This window comes from Phycisphaerae bacterium (assembly GCA_018003015.1).
In the GTDB taxonomy this organism is placed as follows: Bacteria; Planctomycetota; Phycisphaerae; order UBA1845; family PWPN01; genus JAGNEZ01.
On sequence record JAGNEZ010000031.1, the window covers coordinates 1 to 25,919 of the forward strand.

Sequence of the window (25,919 nt, forward strand, 5' to 3'; positions counted from 1 at the left end):
GCCGGCCTTATCCGGAGAATCGTGTCGGCGTCCATGCCCAGGGCCTCCTGTGTTCGAGTTCCACTCGAACTACCCATCGGCTGGTCGCATGAGGTTTCTTGAGCTTTCTTAGCGTTGTAGTACTAGTCGGCGCAGGCCGGTCTCATCCTCTGCCGTAGGGATGCCCACGGTGAGCTGGTCCCGAAACTCCTCGGCAAGCCGCTTCTTCAGACGAAGGGCCGTCGCGTTGTCGATTTCCGTGTCCCGCTTGGTCAGGCTCATGGCCAGCCGGAGTTCTTCTTCCGGCAGCCGCTGCATCCCCACGAGGAGTCGGCAGCAGTGGTCGTCACCACCAGCCCACCGCTCGACATAGGAGTCGATCAGCTTCCAGCCGCGCAGGTTGAAGTAGCCGACGCAGAAATCCGCCCGTTCAGAAACGCCCAGCGTGTCTCGCAACGCGGGCAGGAGATGCTCCTCGATGTTGTCCAGGATTCGTGGCAAGCGGGTAACCCTCTGGCGCCCCAATCTTTACATCGCCGTCTGCAGTGGCCATTGTAGCCGCAGCCCAGAAGCGTTCCAATGGCTGTGGAGTGGAAACTCGAGTGTACCGGAAAGAGGCACAAGGTTCTAACGGCCGGTTACCTCGTTTCTATGCAGCCGTCGGTTGCGGGCCCATGCAGCAGAAGCAATCCGTGAGGTCATAGGCCGGAAGAAGGACGCAAGCCTTTGACGAACAGGCGTTTCCGTGCGATAGGTGGCCTTGGCAGCGAGACCCGGAGAGGCCCCTAGTGGATTGTCGATCCTTAGTGGCGTCGTGAAGCGGGCAGCCGGATGCGGGTCGAGGAGTCCAACCCCAGCGAGGAGGCGGCTCAGGCCCCGCCGCCCGATGAGGACGGGGAACATCGCCGCTGAGAGCCGCAGTTCACAGATCTTCACACGCGGTCAGCGTATCCAGGATGCCGCTCAGTTCGCCAGTCTGGCCGCACCATGGGCAGGTCACGATGCGGCTCTTGCCATCCCAGCAAAACACCTTACCGCAGCCACATCGGAAGATGTTGGGATTGCCGCAATACGGGCATCCCTGGAAGGGGGAATCCAGCACGATCGACCCGGTGATTGCGGCCTGACCGTAGCCGCCGCGGTTCGTCACCGCCTCCGCCAGCGGGAAGGCTTCTATCGCCACCCACTTATTCCACCACTTCCGCTTGAACTTCAAGCCAAAGCCCTGTTTCGAGCCGGCACACCTGGCCATCACCATCATGACGTTCGGGGTACGCACGGATCATCCTCTCGATCATTGCCTCGTGGCACGTTCGACGTCCCCCGGGCAGTCCGGCAGGACTGCTCCTCCCCAATAGCCTTCTCGCCAGAAACATCCAGCAGAAACATTCCCGACCTCTTCTGGTGTGGTTCCATAACCAATCTGCGCGCCTTCAGAGGAGAACGTCCATGCCCCGCAAGCCCTCGTCACTCATGATCATGCAAGAATACCCCCCGCTCCCGACGCGAGGATGGCTCATTCTCGTCGTCCTGGCTGTCCGCCGGTTGAGCCGAATCGTCGTGCGGTTCGAGCTGGGCGTCATCGAGGATGTCCGCCAGGCCGGCCGCATCCTGAACTACGACCTGCCGGCGGTGCTGACCCCGAACAGTCCGTTGTGCCGGTTTTTGGCCGACGGGTTCCGGGTGCGCGTGGCCGACGGCCAGTCCTTCGAACTGAAATCCTTGGTCGGCCGCCGATTTCAGGCACGCTTCGACCAGGGCGCTGATGGCTGCCTGCAGGCGATCGTGGCAGCTCGGCCCTTTGAGCACAGGACTATTGCCCCGGCGGAGCCCGCAAGCAATTCTGACGGGAAGGAGGGGGCAAAGTGATGGACTGGGACAAGACCATCAACAGCGTCAGTGAAGTTGCCCGCAAGACTTTCGTCCTGGCGGTCTCGATCATCATGGTGATGGCGTCGTTCGGCCTCGTGTACATCGCCGGCATCGCCCTGTTGTGGCTGGTCAAGCACGCCCAGGCCATTCTCGGGCAATAGCGGAGGGAACCATGCCGTATTCACCACCACCAGTTCGCCGCGTTCCCGTGACCCGGGAGACCGTCATCTCCGAGTTCACTCGTGGAGACGGCAGCCAGAACACGCAAGGCAGTTTCACCAAGCAGACCGGCCCGGGCCCCGGCGTTGACGTGGATGTCGTGGTCGTGAATCAGAAGATCGAACTGGCCTGCGGCTGCTACTGGCCCGACGCCGAGGTTGCGGGCGTCTGCGCGGAATGTGCCAAGGAAGGCGATCGCCCGAACGTCTGCAAGACCCATTACTTCGTCTGCGCGTGCGGCACGGCTTGCTGCTGGAAGCACTCCTCACCTTGCGATGACGGAAAGACTCGGATCTGCACCCGCTGTCACCTTCGGGAACAAAACAAGGCGTTCAAGGCCGCCGTCACCGGCAAGCTGGCTCACGCAGCCCGCTGGCTCTTCTGGCAAGAAACTGGGTAATCCGGCCGCCGGAGTCAGACGATGGACGTCACGGACAACGATTGGCATCGCCTCCTTGGTCTTCAGCGACGTGCCGAGGCACTGGGGGCGCGCCGGGATCCCACCATCGACAGCTACCTCGGGCACCTGGAATTCGATCCCCGCAACCCTGCGCTGGCTGACCTGATCAGCACCTGGCTGGACGAGCACGAACAGGAGCAGCGTCTGGCCCCCAATCGGCTGGCGCCGCCGCCGGCCATCGAGGAGCTTTATGATCCCCAGATGCTGCCCGACTTCACCGTCGGTCAGACCACAGAAACAGGGGTGCTGTTCGGCCCGCGCCTAGCCGACTGCGGGAGCATGGTGGTGACCGGGATTGCCGGCGGCGGCAAGACCTCGCTGGTTCAGAACATCGTGGCCCGGACCCACCGCTGCCTGCCCGGCGCGACCACGCTGGCGTTCGACGTCAAGGGGGATTTCACCAACATGGCCTCCCTGCCGGGGTCGGCCATCCACGTGCACAAGGCCCGCGAGGAACTCAGGTTCCAGATTCTCTCGCCGCCGGCGGGCGTGGCCCTGCAGGCCTGGCTGGCCACCGTGGCAGACTACTTCTGCGGATACCGCGGCCTGCAGAAATCCCGCCACCTGTTCCTGGACGCGACCCTCCGTTTGTGCCGGCACTTCGGTGTGGATCAGGATCCCACCAAACCGTGGCCCAGCTTGTTTAGTGTGCTTGATTACTTCGGACAAATGCGCGGCCCCCGGTTCGGCAAGGAGGCCGAGTACAAGGCCAGCCTGGTGAACGAGTTGCGCGGACTGTTGGAGGATACGGGCTCGGTTTTTGACACCTCCGACGGCATCGACCTGGACACGCATCTGCTGTCACCCGGGGGCATTGCGGTCGTGCAACTGGATACGCTCCCAGTGTCTGCCCAGCAATTCATCATCAGCCTCTCCATCGAGCGGATTATCCGCACGCGTGCCGCCCGGAACATCCACAATGCCGGACTGGAGGTGCTGGTGGTGCTGGACGAGGCTCAACTGGTGCTGAGCCAGGCCGCTGACCGGGCCTCAACGAACGGCATCGCCCCCCTGGCCAACCAGTTGCTGCGTGCCCGGGAGACAGGGGTTGCCTTCCTGGTCGTCTCCCACCTGCTGCCGGACATTTCCCGGGCAGTCCTCGCGGCGGCCAAGAGCATGTACGTGGTCGGCGGGCTGAGTGACGCCCTCAGCGTCGATGTCGCTGCCCGCACACTGAATCTGCCGTACGAGGCCAAAACCATGATTCCCCGGCTGGGGAGAGGGCAGGCCCTGGTCCGCGAGATCGGCAAAGGCGGCACGTACACGGATGCCTTTCTCGTGGATCTGGATCCGCCCGAGCTGGTCAAGGATGCCATCGACGAGCCCACCCGCCAACGGCTGATGGCCCCCAAAAGGGCCACCTTCCCGGCGTCCCCTTCCAGGCCTTTGGCGGATTACCCGTCCCTGGTTGCGGAGCTCAACCTGCCCAAGCCGGCCCCGACGAACCCTTCCCCCACGTCGTCGACGGGCCCGTCGTTGACCCAGGATCAATATGATTTGCTGCTAGACTGCGCTCACCACAGGGATGACTGGATGAAAGAACGCCAGGCCCGGCTGAATATCCACAACTACAAGATCCTGGAGAAACTCGCCCAGTCGCTGGCGGCCCAGGGTCTCCTGGTGGTGCACGAGATCCGACTGGGTTCGGCCAAGTACTCTTTCATGGAAGTAGCGGACTATGGATGGCAGACTCTCCAGCTCGCCAAGCCCCTGCATTACATCGGCCACGGCAGCTTCCTGCACACCGTTCTGATCAACCGGGTCTCGCGATACCTCAGTGCACAGAACTGGTCGTATGTCCAGACCGAGTTTCGGATCGGCCAGAACCTTCACGCCGTCGACGTCTATGGCCGCAGTCCGGCCGGCGTCGCGACCGGTTTCGAGGTCACCCTGTCGCACTCCAACGTGGTGAGCAACGCCCTGAACTCGCTCGCGGTTCCCGGCGGCGTACAGGAGCTGTTCTTCCTGTGCCCGGTTACCAAGGATTGCAGAGCCGTGGAGGGTCTGCTGCAGCAGGACCCGCGCGTCGCTCCCTACCTCCCGCAGATCAAGACCTGCCGGATTGACCAATTCACTTCCTGAGAAACTTTCTGTCCTTCTTCCTTGTGAGGGGAATTACATGCGTAAGGGAGATGCCATGCGAGCGGCGAAGATCGTATTTCTCATTTGGTTGCTCTGCGAACTTGGTCTTTGGGTCCGCGGTGGCCAGGGCTTCTGCGTCATGGACACGCTGCCATTCGTCCAGAGGCCCCAGTCGCTTTCACCACACTATGAGTGGTTGGCCGCGGGCGCCATTCTCATCGGGCTTTGGGGCTTCCTCATGTTGCCCCGCCCACAAGCCGCCGCGCAACAGACCCGTCGGTTCCGGTCCGAGCTCTTCCTGGTGCCCGCAACCATCATTGCCCTGGCCCTCGTAAGTGAGCGGTTGCACACCACGCTCAGCCTCACGGACCTGACCGGGGATCCGAACCGGGCCATCGAGCATCGTCACCTCGCGATCCTGTGTCTGTGCGTCTACGCGGCACTGTTGGCCATCAAGGCCTTGCGGAACCGGTAAACCTGTTCCTTTTTCACTGGAGGACCCCGTTATGCGAAATCCATTCAACGGCAAGAAAAAGCCGGACTCACCCATGGAGGGCAGACCGCCCCCTCGCGGAAGGCCGGCTGACCATCCGGCATCTCCAGGCGTACCGGACGGCGCCAAAGCCGGTGATCACCGCGGCCAGGTGGGCTTGCCTGGTGGTGAAACAATGCCCGCGCCGCCGCTCGCAGACGCCGGCGTGCTGGATGGTCTGGCTGCGCTCGTTGTTCAGCGGCTGGAACAGCACGTTGCCTGCCACGTGCAGCGCGTGGCGGATGAACTCGTCGAACTTCTCCTGCAGCATGGGCCTCCAGGGGAGGACCAGATCAGCCTAGCCGCCCAGAAGATAGGAGAGGACCTGGCCCGCTTGATCGACGGGCATGCCTGCGAGCTGCAGACCGCCATCACCCAACGCCTGGAAGCCCTGCCCGCTCGGCTCAGCGAATGCCTGACCCAGATCTCGGCGGAGCACTGGACCGCAATTGGCTCCCAGTTGGCCGAGGCGGCTTTGACAGCCAACCGTCAGGCCGCTCTGCGGCCGGTGATCGACCAGTCGCTGGCGCTGCTGGACCGCATTCACGACGAAGGTGAGTTCCTGGCTACCGGGTATCACCGGAATCCCGAGCTGGCGTTGCACCTGGGGTCCCGTCAGCTCTTCGAGACGTACGACGCGGCGGTCCGGTCGTTCGTCACCGAGATCTTCATGATCCTGCGTACGCTCGATGTCCACCCGATCCAAGGGTCTGCCGGGCCCTTCAATCCCCAGTTACAGCGCGTCGTGGGAGTCGAGCGTACGTCCAAACCGGAACTGGACGGGCATGTGGCTCGAATCGTCCGTGTCGGCGTGACCTGGAACGGCGCCGTATTTCGTCACGAGCAGGTCATTGTTTTCAAGAAGGAGTGCTGAACATGAAACCGAAAGGAAATGGCGTCGTGATCGGGATCGACCTGGGCACGACGCTCTCGGGCGTTGCGATCTATGAGGCAGACACCAAGGTCAGGATGTTGGCCAATGCCGATGGCGAGCTGTTGACGCCCTCGGTGGTCAACCTGCGGGATGAGCAGCGGCCGGTGGTGGGCACCGCGGCACTCAATGAGCTGGCCTTCGCGCCGGAGTTCAGCGTTCGCCTGGTGAAGCGCTCCATGGGCAAGCGCGACGCCCAGGGCAACCCGGTCAACGTCCTCATCCACCCCACCAGCGGCAAGACCTATGTGCCAGAGGAGATTTCCGCCCTGATCATCCGCTACCTGGTAGACAGCGTCGAGGCCGGCCTCGGCGTCCACGTGGCCGGTGTGGTCATCACCGTGCCGGCGTACTTCGACGATCCGCCCCGAGTGGCCACTCGCCGGGCTGGGGAGCTGGCCGGCGTCAAGGTCCTCGGCATCATCAACGAGCCCACTGCGGCGGGGTTGGCTTTCGGCGTCGACCATGGCGAGGACGGGCGGCTCGTGGTGTTTGACTTTGGCGGCGGCACGTTCGACACGACTATCCTGGACATTTGCGGGGGCAATTTCCAGGTGATGGCCACTGACGGCGACCGCGATCTGGGAGGCTCTGACATCGATAACCTCCTCATCGAGAAAGTCGCCCAGGCCTTCAAGGCCGAGCACGGCGTGGAGATCAGCCCGCAGACCGACCTGCCCGCCCACCTGGAGACCCTGGCCAAGTGCGAGATCGCCAAGAAGACTCTCAGCCAGGCCGAGACAGCCAGCTTCATGGTCTCTGCCTCGGGCAAGCGGCTGGTATTCGACATCACGCGGGCGGAGTTCAACGCACTGATCGCGCCCCTGGTGGAGCGGACCCGGATGATCACGCAGCGGGCCCTGGACGCGGCCAAGCTTCAGCCCAAGGACATCAAAGATGTGCTGCTGGTGGGCGGCTCCAGCCGTATCCCACTGGTGCGCGAGATGCTCACCGAGCTGTTCGGCAAGAAGCCGCGCACCGACGCCAAGCCGGACGAGGCGGTGGCCATGGGTGCGGCCATCTTCGCGGCCCGGCTGGGCGTCGATGCCAAGCTGGCGGTCGTCGACACCGAAGGTAGGAAGGTTCTCCCGCCCGCACCCAAGATAGTGGATGTCAACGCGCACGGTCTGGGCTGCCTGGCGTTCGTCAAGGACGTGGAACTGAACTGCGTCATCATCCCGCCGAACACACCCCTGCCCGCTGAGCAAGAGGACATGTTCGCGCTGCAGCAAGAGACGCAGACCGAGGCCCCCGTGGTGATCACGCAGGGCCGGCACCACGTGCCGCCGTCGGAGTGCAACGTCATCGGCGAGATGGTTTTGAAGGATCTGCCGCCCGGCCCGCTGGTGGACCGGATCCGCGTCAAGTACGGTCTCGCAGCGGACGGGACGCTGCACATCACCGTCACCGACACTGTCAGCAAGAAGAGCACCAGCGACATCAAACGCGGCCTCGCCCACCTGATCGCGAAGACGCCGCACAACTGACCCAACCGGGGCGGAGGGCTGCCAAACAGGTGGCCCTCCCCCCATTCCTCTGACTTCTCCCGGAGAAAACCCATGATCCTCAAGAACAGTTATCTCGAACAAGTAGCTCGCGGACTGATCAAACTCACGCCTACGCAGGCGAAATCCACAGCCGCCATCCTGAACGAGTTCCTCCTGGTCCTCCTGGACTGCTCGGGCAGCATGAACGAGGAGTGCGGTCGCACGCACCGCCTGGGTGCGGCTCAGGACGCCATCCTCCGACTGCTGGACACGCGGCGGGCTCTCAAGGCCGATGACCAGATTGCCGTCATCGCCTTCCACGACGACGCCCACCTCGTCCTGCCCCCGACGCGATGCAGAGACCATGGTTCGACGATCGAGAAAGCGATCCGATCGATCACCGGCGGGGGCGGCACGAGCCTGGCGGTGCCCCTGATCCTGGCCGGCACGATCGTACCGGGCAGCGGAGCGGCTCACATCGTGATGCTCTCGGACGGCCATGGCGGCGACCCCACGAGTGCGGCCGACAAGCTCAAGCGGCGGGGAGCGATTATCGAGACGATCGGCGTGGGCAACGATCCTGCAGAGGTAGCCGAGGATTACTTAAGAGCGGCTGCGAGTGTCCTCAACGGCAAGGTGCTCTACCGGTTCATCACCGACGCGGACGAGATGTCGCACTATTTCCGCACGGAGATCGCCAATCGGCTGGTGTATCGGAGCAAGTCATGAGCCCGGAAGAAGCCCGTCAGAACCTGGGACTGCCCCGCAAGTTCACCCAGCAGGACGTTGAGCGGGCCTACGCCGAGCAGTCTCGCCCGTACATGCTCCGGGCTCAGCACGACACCAACCCGGATGAGCGCGAGGTCGCCAAGAACGCCCTGGCGGTGCTGCAGGACGCGTATCACAAGCTGACCGGCAAATCGCGGCCGGAGCTGATCAAGCCCTCGGGCAACATGGGGCAGGCCGCGTCAGAGCTCATTCGCCACCGGTCGCTGAATGGTTCGTGCCCGTCCAGACATGCTTCACCGACCCGTCCGCGGCGGCAGGAAGGCGCCGTCTGGGGACAACGGGCCGTCACCAAAGAGCGCTTGGTGGCCGCGTTGATCTTCGTCTTGATCTGCCTCGTCAACCTCCTGCTCCTCAGTACCGCGGTCGGCGGGCTTCCGTGAGGGCGATTCGAGGTTTGCAGGAATGATTTCTGACGAAACTTATCTCACATAGACGAGGTGAAGGGTCTCGGCTCCGACGGCGAGACCCTTGTTGTAGGAGCAATAGACATGGAACGACCCGTTAACCAGCAACCGCTGGCCAGTAAGCAGTTCGATCGCGTCCACGTTGCGATCTGGCCTCAGGAAAAGAAGGAGAACGATAACGGGGGCCGGCTCTGGTTCAGCGTCGGCATCACCCGCCGCTACCAGGACGGCAGCGGGCAATGGCAATCCTCGAACCACTACACAGCCCGGGACCTCCCGCACCTGCAGCTCGCGGTCCAGTGGGCCATGCGCGAGCTCCTCCTGAAGGAGGAGTAGCCAGCCGGATGAGCAGGTCCGGGTGGCCATGCTCAGAGAGGTGGGAAATGGCAAGGACAAACCAAGAGGCAGACGCCTCTGGCGGAAACCGTGCGGTGAAAACGGTGCCGCAGCTTCGCTCCACCGACAGATCGGCTCTCGGCCTGGGGGGCATATCCATCGCACAGGCCACGAGTGATGCCATCGCATCCTCCCCAATCGAGCTCGCACAGGTTGCCCGGCCACGATTCCCTGCTGCCGGGGAAGAAGCTGGCGGGACAGAAGTCTGTCGGCCGCAGTTGTTCTTCCATCCCGAGGTGGCTGGCCTGACGGAGACAGCCCTCACGCATCTCGGCGGAAAACCCTTCGTGATGTGGTCTCAGTACCTGCAGTGGTCCGATGGCCGGCGCGAGGTCCGGCCGTTGTTGGAGATGCTGGACCTGCCCAACGGCGGTCGGCTCTGGTTCGAGCCCCGACCCGGTGCACCGCAACCCGGCTTGGCACCGCACTGGAGCACCGTGGGCCGTAAGCAATGGCTGGAGGGTAAAACCCCAGATGCGGCAGGGCTGTTCCATTGCCTCTCCGAGACGATACGCCGTTTCGTGGTGCTTCCTGATGAGGATGCCGCGGGCGCCTGTGCCACAGTGGCGTTGTGGACCATGCTCACGTACTGCTTTCCGGCTTGGCCGGCCGTACCCTATCTCCACATCACGGGACCGCTGGGCAGCGGCAAGACCCGGCTACTGGAGGTCCTTTCGCGGCTGGTCTGGCGTCCCACGCTGGCCAGTTCGCTGACCGCCGGGGTGCTTTACCGAACCCTGCATGAGAGTGGGGGCACGTTCCTGCTCGATGAGAACGAGCGTCTGGCCGAGAAGGGTTCCCAGGCCTCCGAGCTGCGGACCGCGCTTCTGGCCGGCTACAAAGCCGGGGGGCATGTCCACCGCCTTCAAAAAGACGGTGATGGTTTTCGCGCCGTCCAGTTCGATGTTTACGGCCCCAAGGCGATGGGGAGCATCGGTGATCTCCCGCCTGCCCTCGCCAGCCGTTGTATCCAGTTGAGAATGCTGCGGGCCCGTGGGGACCATTCCCAGGTACAGGCACGATTGGATGCTGATCCTGAGGTGTGGCAGGGGCTCCGCGACGATCTGCACGCCTTTACATTGACCCACGCCGGTGAGATCGTGCGTGTGGCCAGAGCCCAGGACGAGTTGACCCGGACGATGAGTGGCCGTGACGCGGAACTGTGGCGGCCGCTGTTCGCCCTGGCCGTTATCTGCGAACGAGCCAGCGCTGTGGGTCTCGTTTCCGGCCTGCGTGAATTCGCCGGTCGAGCCGTCGATATCGGTCTTGAAGACGCTGCCCCCGAGCCGGACGAAACGCTCCTGACCGTGCTGGCCGAGTGCGTCATCTGGCAGCAGACCGACGTGACGCCGAAAGACGTCCTTGAGCGTGCGAAGAAGACCGATCCTGTGACGTTCTCGCGCTGGACGCCGCACCGCGTGGCCAGCGTACTGAAGCGGTATGGCGTGCTCACCCACAAGACCGGCGGTGGTCGGCGGTCATACCACCGGGTTACGGTCCAGCAGCTCTCCCGAGTCGCGTCGAGGTACGGTCTGTGCATACCGCTTGAAAATGCCCCTATCGCCACAAATGCCACCTGGGCCCCTCCGAACGCCCGCCGCAGCGACGTCAGCCCGTCGTCCGCTCTTTCCGCGAGTGGCGATGGTGGCAATGGTGGCGGCCCTGGAGGAACAGGTGGTGGTGCTCAAGCTGATGTATGTTGACATGCCCTCGTGATGATCATGTCACCGACCTAGCGTTTTGGTTTCGAAGCTGGAAGTGTGGTTTCTGTGAAAACATTCTCTCACTCTTATGAGGGAGGGAAGCGTATCGAAGTAGCGGCAGGTTGGCCTGGAGGCAACTGCGGTCAGCACGACGGCGCGTGCCTGCGCCGAGACGAATGTACGTGATTCATGACTGACTCTGTTACCATCAAGGTCTCCGAGGCCGCCAAGCGAATCGGGTGCAGCACGCGCACAATTCTCAGGCTGATCGAAGCTGGGAAGTTGCGTGCCGTCCAGCTTTGTGGCGAGCGGGGGCCTTACTATGTCTTTGTCGAGTCCATCGATCGGCTTCTTGGGATTCAGGAAGCGCGGCGGCGGAAGTCTCAGGAATACTACTGTCGACAGGCGGAGCTTGCAGCGGCGAGGGCAGGGCTCGGGCCACCCGGGCGGCCTGGGGATCGCGCACCTGAGCGTACACTTGGGTCGTAGAAAGGTGTTTGTGTCCGAGGTGTTTCTGCAACACATCCAGTTCGACACCTGCCTCGCGAGCACTCTGGGCGTAAGTGTGTCGCAATGCGTACCCTCCTGTGATGCCTCGACGGCGGAGAATGGACCGCAAGCCGTTCGGTTTGTAGGGGCGGCCGAACCGGTTGAGGAAAACGTACACGCCGACTCGCGGCTGATCCCGCAAGATCTCGACTGCGGCGGGGGTGAGGTAGAGGATACGGTCCTGGCCCGTAGACTCCTCTGTCTTGTGTTCGGCCAAGCGGCAGGTCCATCCCTCCAGGTCAACGTGCGACCATTTGAGCTGACACGCCTCCCCGGGTCGGCAACCAACGTTCACGATGAATCGGCAGATTGGTGATGATCGCTTCGGCAGATCGGCAAAGGCTTCACGGAGTCTCGGCCGTGCCACGTCTCGATACAGTTTCCTCGGGGGAGGAATGTCGTCCGGACGTCTTGGAATCACGTCCAGCCACCGACGGGGGGGCTCCGCTGCCCAGACGAGAACGGCGTGGGCGAGGCCGATCATCGTCCGCAGGTTCTTTGCCGAGTACTCAAACTTCTTCTTCCGAGCGTTCGGGATCTTGCCGTGCTGATCTGGCGTGCGCTTCTGGTAGACCCTCGTGTATCCCGTCTTGCGGAGGTGGGCGAGGAAGTCAACGAGATGCTCTTCGTTCAGTTCAGCGAGCCGCATGCCTCCAGCGAACCGGTTCCACGGGATCAACCGCTCTCGCTTCCAGTCGGTTCCGTTCTTGACGAGCCACTGCTCGATCGCTTGGGCGATGGTCTCGGCTTCGCCCAGGTGAGCGGGCTTCCCCAGGAACTGCTCAGCCCTTCTTGCCGCTTCGGCCCAATTTCCTTTCCCACTGCACAGGTATTTCTTCTCGTAGTTGACGTAGATGTACCACTGGTTCCGCTTCTCCTCGTAGTGGGGTTGGGCCTGTCGTGGCATGCTGGCATCCTCCTCGTATCATCAGAGATGCCATTTTATCATCAGAAACGGGGAAATCCAAGAGAAGGGCATGTTGCCGTAAGTGGCCATAGAAAAGCCACTTAAGAATCGGGGCGACTGGATTTGAACCAGCGGCCTCCTGGTCCCAAACCAGGCGCTCTAGCCAGGCTGAGCTACGCCCCGGTACACACTGATGCCCAGTATAACGAATGCATCAACGAGTGACAATTCACCCAAACACTGGCCTCTCGACGCTACCGGCCACAATCCGGATCAGCCTTGATGCCCGCCCCGGACATGCATCCGACCAGCTTGCGCAGATCCTCACCGTCCACGTCGCCATCGTTGCCTTCAATCAGACACTCGGCACAGGCGGCATCACCCTGGTTGACGCCAGAACCAGTTAGGCATCGCTGCATGATCGCCAGATCATCCAGATCAACGTCGTTGTCGTCATCCAGATCACCAGGTGAAGGAGGCAACATCACCTGGATCTGACGGCTTACCGTGGGACCAAACCAGGCCACGGCTTCACGGACCATGCGCCAATCCGTAGTGTACCGGCCAGCCGCCGCAGGGGCGGTCAGCGCGAAACTGAAGGCGAAAGCCTGCCCCGGCCGCACTTCACCCGCCACCGGCGACCGCGTGCTGACCGTGAACGGATCGCTGTCACCCACCGCTCCCAGCTTGAAGCCGCGCTCGACCGACCAGACCACGCCCCGATTGCGAAACGTGACCGAAACGTCGTAGACCCCACCGGCCGCCATCGTCGCCGGGATCGTGTCGCTGACGTACTCGCATGAGTACCGGTCCCAGGTGGGGGCGACACCGAAGTAGCTGCAGACGCCTTTGTAGACGCCCCACTCGGCGGTCGACCGGAAAAAGTTGTCCGTCAGGTAAGCAGCGTCCTTGTTGCAGTTGTCGTGAAACGCCAGCTCGATCAGGCACGCCGGCCGGTTCGGAATCCGGATCTCGCCAAAACCGCCGGCCGAGTCACGCGGCTGGCCACCGTTGCGAATCGGCCACGTGCTGTCGTAAACGTCGCGGATCGCGGACTCAATGTTCGTCTTGATCGCCAGAGCCAGGTTGTAGCTGTTGGTTTCGTGAGCAGGGTGCTCCATCTCCGTATCCCGATAGACCTCGGTACCACTGGCCTGGTTCACCTTATACGCGTTCGTGTGATGGGCAATGTAGATGTCCGAACCCCGATAGTCGGCAAACAACGGGCGAGCGCGGATGTCGTCATTGAGATGAGTGTCCGAGCTGTCCCACACCGCGGACGGAAGCCCGCTGTGCTCGAGCCAGTAGCGGGCGGCCATCTTCCACCACGCCAGACCGGTGGCCGAGTGACAGCAGTCGCTCTCGTCCAGCTGCCGCGGAACGTGCACCGTGGCCCCATCCTGGTTCAGATACTGATATAGAAACTGCATCAGCCGGATCGAGTTGGTGTCCTCCAACACCGCCTCCCCGAGACCGCACGGATCACTCCGCTGCCAGTACCAGCCCGACCCGTTGTGGAACCGACCGTGCGACGGACCAATGGTGATGATCTTGCCGGCCAGTCCCGTCGCCGCCTCGCCGCACCCCTTGCCCCCCAACACTGGAAACGACGCGGGCGGAACAGACTCCAACTTCGTCGGAGGCAGGTAGGCTGACAACACGCTGCCGCAGCAGGTCAGACGAACACTCAGGATCTCCGGAAACGAATCAAGGGCCAGCCGCAACCGCGAAAACACCTCCGTCAGCGAAGACTCTCCAAGCCCGCTAAGCACTTCCGGAGACAGGTCAATGGTAACCCCCTCCCCTGAAGACACGAACTCCACCAGCTGGACATCCGGCAGAATCGGCGAGGTCAACCCTCTGGCTGCCTCCTCTGGGGAGGGACCGGCCAGAAGCTCCCGGACCACCACTTCCTGTGCCAGCACACCGGGCAACAATGGCCGGCTGACGAAAACAACCCCCTCGGGAGCATCAAACGGGATCTGAACAGTCTGCCCAAGCCCAACGGCAGTGACGCTCAGCCACAAGGCCGAGATTGCAGCCAGGGCTGGGGACAACCACCTCATCCCTCCACCTCCACCGGGTCAAACCAAGTCACCGCGACTCTTCGCTCTATCTCATTGTGATGTAACAGGACCGCAGAATCAACCTCGCGGCAAGCCCGATAACCCCGGAACCCACACCCGCATCCCCGGGTCCGCGGCGGCGTGCGAACCCAGGCGGACACAAGAAAAGAGCCAAGCGGATTCGCTTGGCTCCCTGTCTTCCGTCTCGGTGATGCCCGACGTCCACGTGTCAGCGCCACCCGGCGGAACGTCGGCTCAAAAGGCTCATCACTGAGCCGAGGCGAGTGGCAGAATGCAACGGAACCCGACGTCATTCAGGTGGGCGTCGGGACGAGCGGCCTCCCGGGTCTCTACCCGGCAGCTGTCAATCGGGTCGGCAAAAGAACCGCCTCGAATCGCCCTCTGATCGCCGCGAAGCGGACCTACACGCGCATTGCGGTTATCCTTGTCCTGCGGATTCGGGTAGTTCCGGTCGCTAAACAGCTTCGGGCCGCGAATGACATCCGACGGCGGATCCTCCAGGCTGGGATAGGCGTAACGACCAGGGTCGTACCAGTCCGAGCACCATTCAGCCACATTGCCGGCCATCTGATAAACCCCGAACGGGCTCACGCCGCCGGCGAAGCTCTCCACCGGGGCGGTGTACTCATAGCCGTCGTAGTTGGCCTTCTGCGTCTTGCTGTTGCACAGGTAGCGCGTCACCTCACTCGTGCTCTGGTTACCCCACGGGTACTTGCGCCGGTCGGAACCACGGGCCGCAGCTTCCCATTGAGCCTCGGTCGGGAGCTGCTTGCCCGTCCAGCGGCTGTAACTGTTGGCCTCCCACCAGGACACATTCCTGACCGGGTGCAGATTGTTGACGTTCGGCCTCCAAAAGTCCTTGAAAGCCCGAGTCACCTGCCACGGACGCCCCATCGCTCCGCAATAGTCAGGATCGTTCGCCAGCAACGGATGCTCCGGACTCCACGACGAATCCTTCTCGTCCTGCCGAACCGCGAGGCGATAGAACCGGTTGAACTGGGCGTTGCTGACCTCGTGCAGGTCAATGTAGAAGTGGCTGACGCTGACCGTCCGCGCCGGCACCTCGTCCAGACCCGCTCCCCCGCCCATCACCATGGCCTGAGCGGGAACGTAAACCATGATCATGTCGTCCTTCTCCGACACGATGTATCGGGGCCAGCCGTTGTAGTCGTCATCCTGGCTGTTCGGCTGGTAGTGACCCGCCAGCGGGTAGAACCCGGCAGGCAGACTAACCCCCTCGGGAAGCACCGCCGCCGTGTCTGCCAGGGGCGACGGGAGGATGGTCATGCTCTTGTTCTTGCAGTGGCAGCCGAATCCGGATGCCAGAACCACGGCCAGGGCACACGCCATCAGGCCACCTGTCCAAACACGATTGACTGCCGCCATTCGAAGTATCCTCCCTAACCACCGGCCATCCGGGCCGGGGAGCTGCTCCGGCAACCTTGCGACTCAGTACTTCTTCCCCCCCGCCAGTTCGCGGTTCGGGTCGCTCCACTTCATGTGCCGCCCGCCGATTCGCATCACCAGCAGCACCTCGCCAACTTCTCCCGAGGCTCTGGCCACGTCCTTGTGCGAAGCCACGACCTCTTCAGTCGCCAGGGCAAGCATCCCCTTGCGGGTCAACACGGTGTCACCCTTGAGCAGAGCGTTCATCCGCCGTAGCCGGGATTCAAGCTTCTCCTGCTTCTGCAGGGCCTCCTGCCGTTCCTTCTCCCAGCGAATAAACTCCCGGTCCGTCCGCCAGAAGTTCGCGCTCGGGTCACTCACGTCAATCCGGAAGTCGTAGTAGCTGTTGCGGAACCGGGCCTCGATGTACTCCAGCTTCCGCTCCAAAACCTTCAGGTCCTCCACCGTCTGGTCCTTCTGCCGAGCCACCGCCTCCATGTCGGCTACGAAGAAAACCTTCTCAACTACGTCGCCTTCCCTGAGCCGCCGGATGTCATTCTCGTCGATCGCGGTGCGATAGGCTTCCCCACGATAGGGGAAAACCTCGTTCCCGGTGATCTCGGCCTTCTTGTAGGCCTCCGAAGGAAGCGAGACAGGAATGAACGCCCGCCGCTGGAACATCGCCGCCTCCGAGCTGTTGGCCCACATGACCTCCAGCTCCCCGTAAATGCTCGCCCCCGGCAAACCATCCACCGAGGTGTACTTGAACTCATACCTGCCCGGCCGCAGATTGAACACCGCAAACTCCTCGGGAGTCTGCTCAAGCCGGTTCTCAAACGGACCATAATCGGCAACCTCATGGCTGCGAATCGAACAAGCCCGCACCGTCACGTTCGTCCCCGGGGGAGAGAAAAACTGGATCTGGGTCTTCCCCTGGTTGAAATAACCGTGCTCCCGCGGGGTCTGGCTGCAGCCGATCGCCCCCGCCAGCACCAACCCCGCCGACATTGTCATCCAGGCGGCCCGCCTGGAACGGCTGGACCGGCGGCCATACTCTCGCTCGGCTCTCACCACGTCTTTGCTCCTTTGCTGGGACTTTCGCGGCCGTTCCGCCACCCGGGCCGGGCAGCGCGAGGCTCGCACAACACTGTACTTATCCGCTCCGCCCTGTCAACCCCGGCTCCACCCCCCCGCGAAGTCCCACTGCACCAAAACCCGGACAGAAAACACCACCCCGGCACACCACTCCCACATACGCCACCGGCCTCGGCCACCTCAATCAGCTGTCCTCGGTCGCTCGATTCAACCGCTCAATGTCCGCCCCCAGCGGCCGCAGTTTCCGCTCGATCCGCTCGTACCCGCGGTCAATATGATACACCCGGTTCACCGTCGTCTCCCCCTTGGCCACCAGACCGGCCAGAACCAGAGCCGCCGAAGCCCTTAAATCCGACGCCATCACCGGAGCCCCAATCAGCCGCTTCACTCCTTCCACAATCACCGTCGGCCCTTCCTTACGCAAAATCGCCCCCAGACGGTTCAGCTCGGCCACATGCATGAACCGGTCCGGGTAAATCTTCTCGGTAATGATGCTGTTGCCGTCCGCCAAGCAGAGCAACGCCATGATCTGAGCCTGCAAATCCGTCGGGAAACCAGGATAAGGCTGCGAGGTCACCGTGGTCGGCTCCAGCCGTCGGGAACTCGACACCACCACTTCCTCACCTTCCCGCTCAATGTTCACCCCGATCTGGCGGAGCCGGTCAACCACCGCTAAAAGGTGCTCCAGCCTGCAGTTACGCAAACGAATGTCACCGTTGGTAATGGCCCCGGCGATCATGAACGTCCCAGCCTCAATCCGGTCCGGAATGATCGTGTACTCGCACCCCTTCAGCTGCTTGACCCCGTCCACCGTGATCCGCGGGGAGCCCTCACCCGAAATCTGAGCCCCACATACCTTCAAGAAACTGGCCAGATCGGTCACCTCCGGCTCACAAGCGGCCGATTCGATCACCGTCCGACCCTCGGCCAGCGTGGCCGCCATCAGAATGTTCGCCGTACCCGTCACTGTCGATCCAAACGGGCCACCCAAAAACAACTCCGCCCCCGTCAGCCGCTTGGCCTTCAGTAGAATGTCGCCACTCATCAGGTCGGTGTCCGCTCCCAGCCCCGTCAAACCGGCAATGTGCAGGTTGATCGGCCGGTCGCCAATATTGCAGCCACCAGGCATGCTCACCTGAGCCTTGTGCCGCTTGGCCAGCAACGGCCCCATGACGCAAACACTCGCCCGCATCTTGCGAACCAGCTCATAGTCCGCATGGCAGTTCATCTCGTCCTGAACCTTGAGCCGGACCGTCCCCCCAGACTCCCGCGAGGTGGCCACACCTAACTTGTTGAGCAGAACCTCCATACTCCGCACGTCGGCCAGGTCGGGCACGTTGTGCAGAACAACCTCCCCCTCGCACAGAATCGACGCAGCCATGATCGGCAACGCCGCATTCTTCGAACCGCTGATCTCAACCGTCCCGCGAAGGCGCTTGCCTCCGGCGATCTGAAAGTAGTCCACGAATCCGTCCCTCGTATGCCGTCCGCCGCGGCGGGATAGGCCCGCTTCCGTCAAACCAGCCCAGTCGGTCCCACCCGACTATCCCAGGGGCATCCCCCCCATGCCTCCATGCCCCGCACACCGCTACCCCACAAAAGGCTATCATCCTCGCAACAACACGGCCTGACAAGACCGGCCCCCGCTGTCGAAAGAACGACTCGCCCCCAAACGCAGCGTCTCCAACAGCCAGCCCCGGGCAACCGGGGCGGCACGCGCCAACGAGATCCCCGGCTGGACAACCCAGCCGTACGACACACCGCAGCGACCTGGGCCACCAGTCTCCAGCAACAACCACGAACCGGCCATTTGCCCGCCAGGTCACCCGACGGCACAATACCCGGATGTCTTCCAATACCGCATCCCTGGACCGCCGGGCCAATCCCCAGCTGGCCTTGAGCCTCGACCGGCCCTTCCGCAGGCGGGCCCAATGCCGCTACTTGCTCCATCTGCCTTCCACCTGCCAACCTCAGGGTCACTTCTGGCCACTGATCCTCTACCTGCACGGCGCCGGCGAGCGGGGCGACGACCTCGAAATGGTGAAAAAACATGGCCCCCCCAAACTCATCGCCGCCGGCCGCGATCTGCCCTTCATCGTCCTATCACCCTTGTGCCCCAAGGACCAAACCTGGTACCCCCACCTGCTCACCGAACTCCTCGACGAGGTAGAAGAACACCACAACATCGACAAGGACCGCGTTTACCTCACCGGACTCAGCATGGGCGGATTCGGTGCCTGGGCTCTCGGGATCGAAACCCCGGAACGATTCGCGGCCATCGCCCCGATCTGCGGCGGCGGCCCCCCCTATATCGCCTACCGGCTCAGACGCGTGCCCGTCTGGGCCTTCCACGGCGACCGGGACGAAGTCGTGCCACTGTATGAGTCCCAGCGAATGGTCCAGGCCGTTCAGCGAGCCGGCGGTAATGCCCGCTTGACCGTCTATCCCGGTGTCGGCCATGATGCCTGGACCCGCACCTACGAGGGTCACGAACTGTACGACTGGCTGTTGAGCCACAAGCGAGCGGCCCGAGCCGCGGGCACGTGACCGGCGATCTCGTGATCGGGTCCCGCCCACCGCTCGCCCAATGGCCCTTACTGGCTAGGCCCCATGCCCCGGGCCTCATTCAATAGGAGAAAACCGATGAGACGGGTCACGTATCTCGTGTCTCCCATGATCACCTGGCTGATGCTCTCCGGCTGCGCTGCTTTCGGACAAGGCCCCACCAGCCGCCCGGCCCAAACCGTCCAAACCTTCAAAAAGGAGGTCACCAAAGCGTTCGAGTACCGGTATCTCCTCTATCTGCCCAAGGAATACGGAACTCCTGACAAGAAGTGGCCGTTGGTCCTGTTCCTCCATGGCGCCGGCGAACGCGGCACGCATATCGAGGCCGTCAAACGGCACGGCCCACCCAAGCTCATCGCCGCCGGCCGCGAGTTCCCCTTCATCGTCGCATCCCCCCAGTGCCCGGCCAAGAGATGGTGGGACCCCGCCGCCCTCGACGCCCTGATCGATGAAATCGTCGCCAAGTACGCGGTCGACGAGTCACGCATCTACCTCACCGGCCTGAGCATGGGCGGCTATGGCACCTGGAACCTGGCCTGCCACCACCCAGAGCGGTTCGCGGCCATCGCCCCCATCTGCGGCGGCGGAATCCCCTACCTCGCCCGCGAACAGCTCGCCAAGACGCCTACCTGGGTGTTCCACGGAGCTAAGGACCCCGTGGTCGCACCCAGCGAGTCCACCCGCATGGTCGACATGCTCAAGCAGACCAACCCCAACGTCAAGCTTACCATGTACCCCAACGCCGATCACGACTCCTGGACCCGAACCTACGATAACCCCGAGTTCTACAGTTGGCTCCTCAGCCATAAGCGGTAGGCCGGATCTGACATCATGCTCGCTCGGGCACGGAGAGTTGGCGGCTCTCGCCAAGAGCCAGGTTCGCCTGCCGTATGGGCGGCCGGAACGCCTGCGGTGTTATTCCGGCAGAGGCTCGGCCCAAACCCCCAACCCCCCGTCCGCACCCCCCAAATTGGGTTCGTTTGGCGCAAACAGTCGGCATTCAACCACCGGTCAATCCCGTCTGGCTGATCGCTGACCCCTCAATTGGCTTCGTTCAGTCGAAAAAACGACCGCGATCACGCTCGGAGGCGACCGGCCATCGCACCAATCAAGACCAGCGAACAAGCCACCCGACCATGCCCCGCCGCCTGGCCTCGGGCGCAGCCCACCCAACCAGCGACCGAAAACGGAGTCCGTGGATGGACAAACGGTAGCTCGCCGTCGGGCCCACCGCAGCAACAGACCACGCTCGCCCGCCGGCGCCCTGTATGGTAAGGCACTCCTTTACGTCACAAAATGTGAGCTGGACGATGTCGCCACCGGTCTCAGCCTTCCTTGGAATGACCATCCTGCTCGGCTCCGTCTCCGTCACCGCCCAAGAAACCCAACCCGCAAGGCAGTACTTCGCCCACCCCGTCGCCGAGGATCGCTACGGCGTCATCGCTCCCTGGTTCCGCGGACAGAACGGACAGTGCGACCTCCGCGTCCGCGTCACCGAGGAAACACTCAAACGCTACCCCTGGACCCAGCCCCGGCCGAACGTCAAGGCCGACGTCAAGGACGCGGAACTGTACCGCTACGGCGTCCACGGGAAGGACTTCACCGCCTACTTTGCCGTAGATCCTAAAACCACCTACTGGGCCCGGATCAGGTTCTGCCAGACGGACGCCCCCGCCCAGCCCAACCAGCTGCCACCAGCATCGACATCCAGGACAGAACCGCGGCCGCCGACGTGGATATCGCCGCCAGGGCCGGCGGGCTGGGCCATCCGCTGGACCTCGCCTTCAAGGACATCAGACCAGAACACGGAATCATCGCCATCCGGTTCTGGAACCGCTTCTCCGGCGAGGCCATGGTCCAGGCGATCGAGATCGCTCCGGCCGACGCCACACCCGCCACCCGGCCGGTCTCCACCCAACCGCCCAGGACACCGTGAGCGCCGCAGCCACCACTTGCCCCACCGGGCCTTGTCGCCCCGAACCGTCCGCGGCCTTCGATGAGCCCCGCTCACGGGCTCACGACGATGAAACGCGACAGGGTGTTGTTCGTCTCGCTGGTCTCCACCACGACACCGTCCGCATCCGCCTTCGCAATCAGGTAGTACACCGCCCGGACGCTGACCTGCGGCACGGTCACCGCAAAGGTGCAGGTCGTGGATGCATTCGGACCCAGCTCGGCAATACTGCAGCTTCCGATCTCGACATCGCTCGCGTCAAGCGCCGAATTGGTGGACCAGTACAGCCGGGTGAAGAACGCCTCGGCCGGGCTCGCGGTCGCACCGTTCTTGGTGGTCGCCGTGACCGTGATGGCCTGCCCCGCAACGACGGAGTTCGGGTTGGTCATGGCCGAGATCGTCAGCTCGGCCCCGATCTTGATCGAAGCGTACTTGGTGTTGTTGGACTCGCTGGTCTCGGAAACAACCGCGTCGTCAGCGTCCGCCTTGGCAATCAGATAGTACGAACCGGCGACAATGTCCGAAGTGATGGCCACCGACAGCGAACATGGCGTTGACTGGCCGGCTTGCAGATCGGCCGTGCTGCAGCTGCCGATCTCGGAATCACCCGCGTCGATCGTGGTGTTGGTCGACAGGTACACCCGGGTCACAAACGGGCCCGTGGGACTGCTGGTCACGCCGTTCTTCACCGTCGCCGTGACGGTGATGACCTGACCCATGCCACTGGTACTTGGAGCCGCCAGGGTGGGAATCGTCAGGTCGGCGCCGATCTTGATCGGTGCGTACCTGATGTTGTTGGTCTCGCTGACCTCCGAAAGGACCGCATCACCATCGTCCGTCCTGGCAATCACGTAGTAGGTCGCGGAGGCGGTACCGAGAGGAATGGTCAACGCCGTCTGAAAACTGGTCGACTCGCCGGCCCCCAGGCCGTCTACGCTCCAGCTTGCGATCTCAGTGTCGCCGATCTCCAGCGTGCTGTTGGTCGACCAGTAGAGTCGCGTGAAGAACGGCCCCGCGGGACTCGAGGTCGAGCCGTTCTTGACCGTCGCACTGATCGCGATCGTCTGGCCCGCCCCGCTCGTGCTCGGAACCGTCAGGGCCGAGACGCTCAGGTCCGGGCCGACCTTGATCGACCTGTACCGGGTGTTGTTGGTCTCGCTCGTCTCCGCCACCGCGTCGTCGGCATCCGCCTTCGCGAAGACGTAGTATGTGGCCGGAACGATGTCCGTGGGAATGTCAAGTTGGATAGAGCACGGCGCCCCGGACTGGTTCGCGGCCAGGGCGGCGACCCCGCAGCTGGCGATCTCGGCGTCTCCCCCGTCCAGCGTCGTGTTGGTGGACCAGTAGAACCGCAGGGTCGAGGCCGCAGCCGGGCTCGCGGTCGTGCCGTTCTTGACGATGGCCGTCAGGGTCACCACTTGGCCCGCCCCACTGGTCGACGGACCGGTCAGGGTCGACACCGTCAAGTCCGGGCCGACCTTGACGGTCAGGGTCCTGGTGTTGTTGGCCTCGTTGGTTTCGGTCACGTCGTTGTCCGCGTCGGCCTGGGCAATCACGTAGTAGGTGCCGGTCGCGGTATCGGGGGCAATGGTCGCCGTGACCGTGCCCGAGCTCGACTGACTTGCCTCCAGCGAGGAAATGCTGCAGCTCCCAATCTCGATGTCGTCACCGTCCACGGTGGTATTGGTGGACCAGTAGAGCCGGGTCACCGAGGCCCCGGCCAGCGTGGAGGTCGTGCCGTTCCGGGTCGTGGCGACAAGGCTGATGGTCTGACCCGCGCCGCTGGTGCTCGGGCCGGTCAAGGACTGGACGGTCAGGTCTCCGCTGATCACGGCCACCTCAACCGAGCAGCAGGTGCTGCCCACACACCCTGCCGCCGGATTCGCCGAGCGCGCGTAGTAGATCGTCGTCTGGGTGGGCGCAACCGTGGGCGTGGCCCCCCCCTCGATAGGCGTACCCCCGCAGCTGTCAGTGAACCACTCGACCGTGTCGCTGCCGCCGGGGAGGGCATGGAGGCTCGTCGATTGTCCGGCCAGAACCGCCTCCGAGGCTGCCTGGCAGCCGGTGAGCGGTTGGCAACTCGCGCAATCCACGTGTACCGGAATCGCGATCGCCGGCTGACCCGGATCGTTGCTGTAGATCACCATCGAGCCGTCCATGCCGGACCCCGAGCACTGGGCGCAGGCGGTCACGGAGACCGGCTGGCTGGCTCCGGCCGGGATGCTGAACGCAGCCGCCGGCGACACGTGTGCCCAGGCCGGTGCCTCAATGGCATTGATCTGAACCGGCGACGAGCCGGAATTCCTGATCGTCAGGCAGTGCCCGCCGTCGCGCGCGCATTGCGCCGCGGCAGCCGCATCGATCAGGCCGTAACCGTGGTAGGCGTCGCGCCCCGCGATGTCTTCCTCAGGAGCGCCCACCCGGTCGCGAGCGGTGGATTCGATGCAGCTCCGAATCTGGCTGCCGGTCAGGGCCGGGTTGATGTGCTTGAGCAGGGCCGCGAGGCCGGCCACATGCGGCGTCGCCGCACTGGTGCCGTTGAAGTAGTTGACGTAGGCAGTGTTGGTGAGGTTGCCCAGCGTCAGAATGGAGTCCCACAGGCCAACGTCCCCCTGGCCCGGGGCACAGACATCCAGGGTGGAGCCGTAGTTGCTCCCCCAATACCACCTCGACGGGCGGACGCGGATGCCGTCCTGGTCCACCGCACCCACCTGGATGCAGTAGGGCAGGGCGCTCGGGAAGGTCTGCTCCGCCGGACCATCGTCGTTGCCGGCGGCCGCACACACCACCACGTCGTGGGCTTGAGCGTAGTTGATGGCATCAACTTCTTCAGGGTAGGGATCGGAGTGAGTCCCGCCGAGACTCAGGCTGACCACGCTCGCCCCATGGTCCACACCCCAGTAAATGCCGTCAGTGTAGTTGGCGATGTAGGTGTTGCCGTTCTCCGTGTAGGACCCGTTGACCGGGATGATGGTGACCGGGGCAATCCCGGCCACCAGCAGGCCGTTGCCCCGAATCGATGCCATGATGCCGGCGCAGGCCGTCCCGTGGCCGTCCGGATCGTCGTTGCTGGGGTCGGCGTCCGCAAAGGCGTCTCCGTTGTCGAGATAGACGTCGGTCGGATCGGCGATCCGGCCGGCCAGTTCGGAATGGGTGATGCGCACGCCGCTGTCCACCAGGCAAACGCGAACCGTGCCGAGCGTGTTCCCGCTCACGTCCCAGGCCGCAGGCATGTTGATCATCGGCAGATTCCACATGCGCGGATACAGGGGATCGTTTGGGGTGACCATCGGCCGGCAGACCGGGCTCGGGCTGGCGTAGACGACCTCCGGGTGCCTCATGAGTTCCAGACACAGCGCCCGCAGGTCCGTGCCCGGGACGACCTTGGCATGGAAGATGCCCATCGGGTCGGCGGGCTGGAAAGCGCCGGCCAAAGCGCGGGACACGGCCGCCGAGCGATGAGCGGCCAGCGTCTTGCCACCCGCGAGGGTGGCCGCTTCGGCGCGCAGCTGGGCGTGGGTGTTCAAGGTCCGCAACGCCTTGGCATGACCGGACGCCTGAGGACGCAAGCCCTGAACCGCGATCGGCAACCGTGCCGGCCGGGCGGCCGCCGCGTGGTCCATCCACCGTCCGCGATCGTGCGGCGCGACCGTCATTCGGTCCGCGTGAAGCGCGGCCGCCCTGGCAGTCCTGAAACGGATCGTGATCTGGTCAGGCCGAATCGGTCCCAGAACGGCCTGCGGATTGGACAGATCGAGCGTCCCCTGGGGAGGAACGTCGAGCGCATTCATCGCACCACTCGCGGCAGACGCTCCGCCCGCCGTGCCCGTGCAGTCGATGATCAGAGACGACGGTTGAACCTCCAGATTGCCACTGGCGAAAGCCCACTCGGCGCCGCTCAACGCCCCTAACCCGGCGAACAGCAAGCCTAGCCTGCGGACACAACGAGCGTTGCACGACACGAACCTGAGCCTCTTGAAACCTCTCATGATGTTCTCCGGCATTCGGAAAGCGGACTACGTCGCAGGCGAAACGGAAGTGGCGGCCCTCGCCTGCGTCTCTGCCTTCAAGGCTGACAGCGCCTCTCGGCATCGGGCAACTCACTTACTCCAAATAACATACATGAGAGCCCCGGTCAATTCGTTCCGCGAGAACTCGACGGTTATCGGGCCAGGAACGGCAAATAACCGTCGTTCGCGTCCGCAAGCGGCAGAGCGGTCGGCCTTCAAGGGGAAGGCGGATTGCAGACGGCCTGCCGGCTCTCATCGCCTCTACTCCCATGCAAGCTCCGCGGTCCCATGCAGATAACCGGGAATAGAGCGTTCGGATGGCAACATGGGGCGGCTGATACTCGGGGGGCTGCGTGGATCGCGATGGCCACGAGGGCGTGCCCACGTGCAGCCTGCGAGGCGTCGGCAGTCAACGGATCGATGAGTACACCATGCTGACACTCGGAATCCGGACTTGTCCGAACCGAGCAAGGCGGGCCCGCTTTCGGCATTGGAAAGGTCGAGAGCACGGA

The 25,919-nt window shown here is 63.5% G+C and carries 24 protein-coding genes and 1 tRNA gene; 14 read left to right on the forward strand and 11 right to left on the reverse strand.

Annotated elements, in window-relative coordinates; genetic code table 11:
• Positions 1-108: 108 nt before the first annotated feature.
• Positions 109-480 (reverse strand): hypothetical protein, encoded by a 372-nt coding sequence (locus KA354_14295; GenBank protein MBP7935814.1) that lies wholly within the window; start codon positions 478-480, stop codon positions 109-111.
• A 421-nt stretch (positions 481-901) separates the two neighbouring features.
• Complete coding sequence (locus KA354_14300; GenBank protein MBP7935815.1) at positions 902-1,258, reverse strand: hypothetical protein; 357 nt, start codon at positions 1,256-1,258, stop codon at positions 902-904.
• A gap of 170 nt (positions 1,259-1,428) precedes the next feature.
• On the opposite strand from KA354_14300, the gene KA354_14305 reads away from it, so the two are divergent.
• The 5 genes from KA354_14305 to KA354_14325 are packed head-to-tail and all read left to right on the forward strand — an operon-like array spanning position 1,429 to position 5,087.
• Complete coding sequence (locus KA354_14305; protein ID MBP7935816.1) at positions 1,429-1,848, forward strand: hypothetical protein; 420 nt, start codon at positions 1,429-1,431, stop codon at positions 1,846-1,848.
• The gene (locus tag KA354_14310) at positions 1,848-2,012 is read left to right on the forward strand and encodes a hypothetical protein (protein ID MBP7935817.1); all 165 of its coding nucleotides are present in this window, start codon (positions 1,848-1,850) and stop codon (positions 2,010-2,012) included. The genes KA354_14305 and KA354_14310 overlap by 1 nt, the downstream gene beginning before the upstream one ends.
• Before the next feature lie 11 nt (positions 2,013-2,023).
• Positions 2,024-2,470, forward strand: coding sequence for a hypothetical protein (locus KA354_14315; protein MBP7935818.1), 447 nt, complete (start codon positions 2,024-2,026; stop codon positions 2,468-2,470).
• Between the two features lie 21 nt (positions 2,471-2,491).
• Positions 2,492-4,612, forward strand: coding sequence for a DUF87 domain-containing protein (locus KA354_14320; protein MBP7935819.1), 2,121 nt, complete (start codon positions 2,492-2,494; stop codon positions 4,610-4,612).
• A gap of 37 nt (positions 4,613-4,649) precedes the next feature.
• Positions 4,650-5,087: a hypothetical protein gene (locus KA354_14325; protein ID MBP7935820.1), complete on the forward strand. Its 438-nt coding sequence runs from the start codon at positions 4,650-4,652 to the stop codon at positions 5,085-5,087.
• Between the two features lie 67 nt (positions 5,088-5,154).
• Here the strand turns inward: KA354_14325 and KA354_14330 are convergent, their stop codons facing one another.
• Entirely contained in the window at positions 5,155-5,415 is a 261-nt protein-coding gene (locus tag KA354_14330) for a hypothetical protein (protein ID MBP7935821.1), read from the reverse strand.
• A gap of 63 nt (positions 5,416-5,478) precedes the next feature.
• Between KA354_14330 and KA354_14335 the strand changes: the two genes are divergently transcribed.
• The 6 genes from KA354_14335 (at position 5,479) to KA354_14360 (ending at position 10,854) form a co-directional block, all read left to right on the forward strand.
• Positions 5,479-6,018 carry a hypothetical protein gene (locus KA354_14335; GenBank protein ID MBP7935822.1) on the forward strand — a complete coding sequence of 180 codons (540 nt, stop codon included), beginning with the start codon at positions 5,479-5,481 and terminating at the stop codon, positions 6,016-6,018.
• Positions 6,019-6,020: 2 nt separating this feature from the next.
• Positions 6,021-7,562 (forward strand): Hsp70 family protein, encoded by a 1,542-nt coding sequence (locus tag KA354_14340; protein ID MBP7935823.1) that lies wholly within the window; start codon positions 6,021-6,023, stop codon positions 7,560-7,562.
• Positions 7,563-7,634: 72 nt separating this feature from the next.
• The gene (locus KA354_14345; GenBank protein ID MBP7935824.1) at positions 7,635-8,291 is read left to right on the forward strand and encodes a VWA domain-containing protein; all 657 of its coding nucleotides are present in this window, start codon (positions 7,635-7,637) and stop codon (positions 8,289-8,291) included.
• Positions 8,288-8,731 carry a hypothetical protein gene (locus KA354_14350; protein MBP7935825.1) on the forward strand — a complete coding sequence of 148 codons (444 nt, stop codon included), beginning with the start codon at positions 8,288-8,290 and terminating at the stop codon, positions 8,729-8,731. The genes KA354_14345 and KA354_14350 overlap by 4 nt, the downstream gene beginning before the upstream one ends.
• A 108-nt stretch (positions 8,732-8,839) precedes the next feature.
• Positions 8,840-9,091: a hypothetical protein gene (locus KA354_14355; GenBank protein MBP7935826.1), complete on the forward strand. Its 252-nt coding sequence runs from the start codon at positions 8,840-8,842 to the stop codon at positions 9,089-9,091.
• Positions 9,092-9,438: 347 nt separating this feature from the next.
• Positions 9,439-10,854, forward strand: a complete 1,416-nt coding sequence (locus KA354_14360) for a hypothetical protein (protein ID MBP7935827.1) — start codon at positions 9,439-9,441, stop codon at positions 10,852-10,854.
• 259 nt (positions 10,855-11,113) lie between these two features.
• Here KA354_14360 and KA354_14365 read toward each other — a convergent pair whose 3' ends face one another.
• The 6 genes from KA354_14365 to murA all read right to left on the reverse strand — a co-directional run bounded on the left by KA354_14365 (position 11,114) and on the right by murA (position 18,343).
• Positions 11,114-12,310 (reverse strand): site-specific integrase, encoded by a 1,197-nt coding sequence (locus tag KA354_14365; protein MBP7935828.1) that lies wholly within the window; start codon positions 12,308-12,310, stop codon positions 11,114-11,116.
• A gap of 108 nt (positions 12,311-12,418) precedes the next feature.
• A tRNA-Pro gene (locus KA354_14370) sits at positions 12,419-12,493 on the reverse strand.
• Positions 12,494-12,564: 71 nt separating this feature from the next.
• On the reverse strand, positions 12,565-14,376 hold the full coding sequence (locus KA354_14375) for an N-acetylmuramoyl-L-alanine amidase (protein ID MBP7935829.1): 1,812 nt from the start codon (positions 14,374-14,376) through the stop codon (positions 12,565-12,567).
• A gap of 267 nt (positions 14,377-14,643) precedes the next feature.
• Complete coding sequence (locus tag KA354_14380) at positions 14,644-15,783, reverse strand: SUMF1/EgtB/PvdO family nonheme iron enzyme (GenBank protein ID MBP7935830.1); 1,140 nt, start codon at positions 15,781-15,783, stop codon at positions 14,644-14,646.
• Positions 15,784-15,846: 63 nt separating this feature from the next.
• On the reverse strand, positions 15,847-16,854 hold the full coding sequence (locus tag KA354_14385) for a hypothetical protein (protein ID MBP7935831.1): 1,008 nt from the start codon (positions 16,852-16,854) through the stop codon (positions 15,847-15,849).
• A gap of 208 nt (positions 16,855-17,062) precedes the next feature.
• Positions 17,063-18,343, reverse strand: a complete 1,281-nt coding sequence (murA, locus tag KA354_14390; GenBank protein MBP7935832.1) for a UDP-N-acetylglucosamine 1-carboxyvinyltransferase — start codon at positions 18,341-18,343, stop codon at positions 17,063-17,065.
• 380 nt (positions 18,344-18,723) lie between these two features.
• Here murA and KA354_14395 point away from each other — a divergent pair, with 380 nt between their 5' ends.
• Positions 18,724-19,425, forward strand: a complete 702-nt coding sequence (locus KA354_14395) for a prolyl oligopeptidase family serine peptidase (GenBank protein ID MBP7935833.1) — start codon at positions 18,724-18,726, stop codon at positions 19,423-19,425.
• Positions 19,426-19,566: 141 nt separating this feature from the next.
• The gene (locus KA354_14400; GenBank protein MBP7935834.1) at positions 19,567-20,259 is read left to right on the forward strand and encodes a prolyl oligopeptidase family serine peptidase; all 693 of its coding nucleotides are present in this window, start codon (positions 19,567-19,569) and stop codon (positions 20,257-20,259) included.
• A 509-nt stretch (positions 20,260-20,768) separates the two neighbouring features.
• Here the strand turns inward: KA354_14400 and KA354_14405 are convergent.
• Positions 20,769-21,032 (reverse strand): hypothetical protein, encoded by a 264-nt coding sequence (locus KA354_14405; protein ID MBP7935835.1) that lies wholly within the window; start codon positions 21,030-21,032, stop codon positions 20,769-20,771.
• A 143-nt stretch (positions 21,033-21,175) separates the two neighbouring features.
• On the opposite strand from KA354_14405, the gene KA354_14410 reads away from it, so the two are divergent.
• Positions 21,176-21,379 (forward strand): hypothetical protein, encoded by a 204-nt coding sequence (locus KA354_14410; GenBank protein ID MBP7935836.1) that lies wholly within the window; start codon positions 21,176-21,178, stop codon positions 21,377-21,379.
• A 71-nt stretch (positions 21,380-21,450) separates the two neighbouring features.
• Here the strand turns inward: KA354_14410 and KA354_14415 are convergent, their stop codons facing one another.
• Entirely contained in the window at positions 21,451-25,386 is a 3,936-nt protein-coding gene (locus KA354_14415; protein ID MBP7935837.1) for a S8 family serine peptidase, read from the reverse strand.
• Positions 25,387-25,919: the final 533 nt, after the last annotated feature.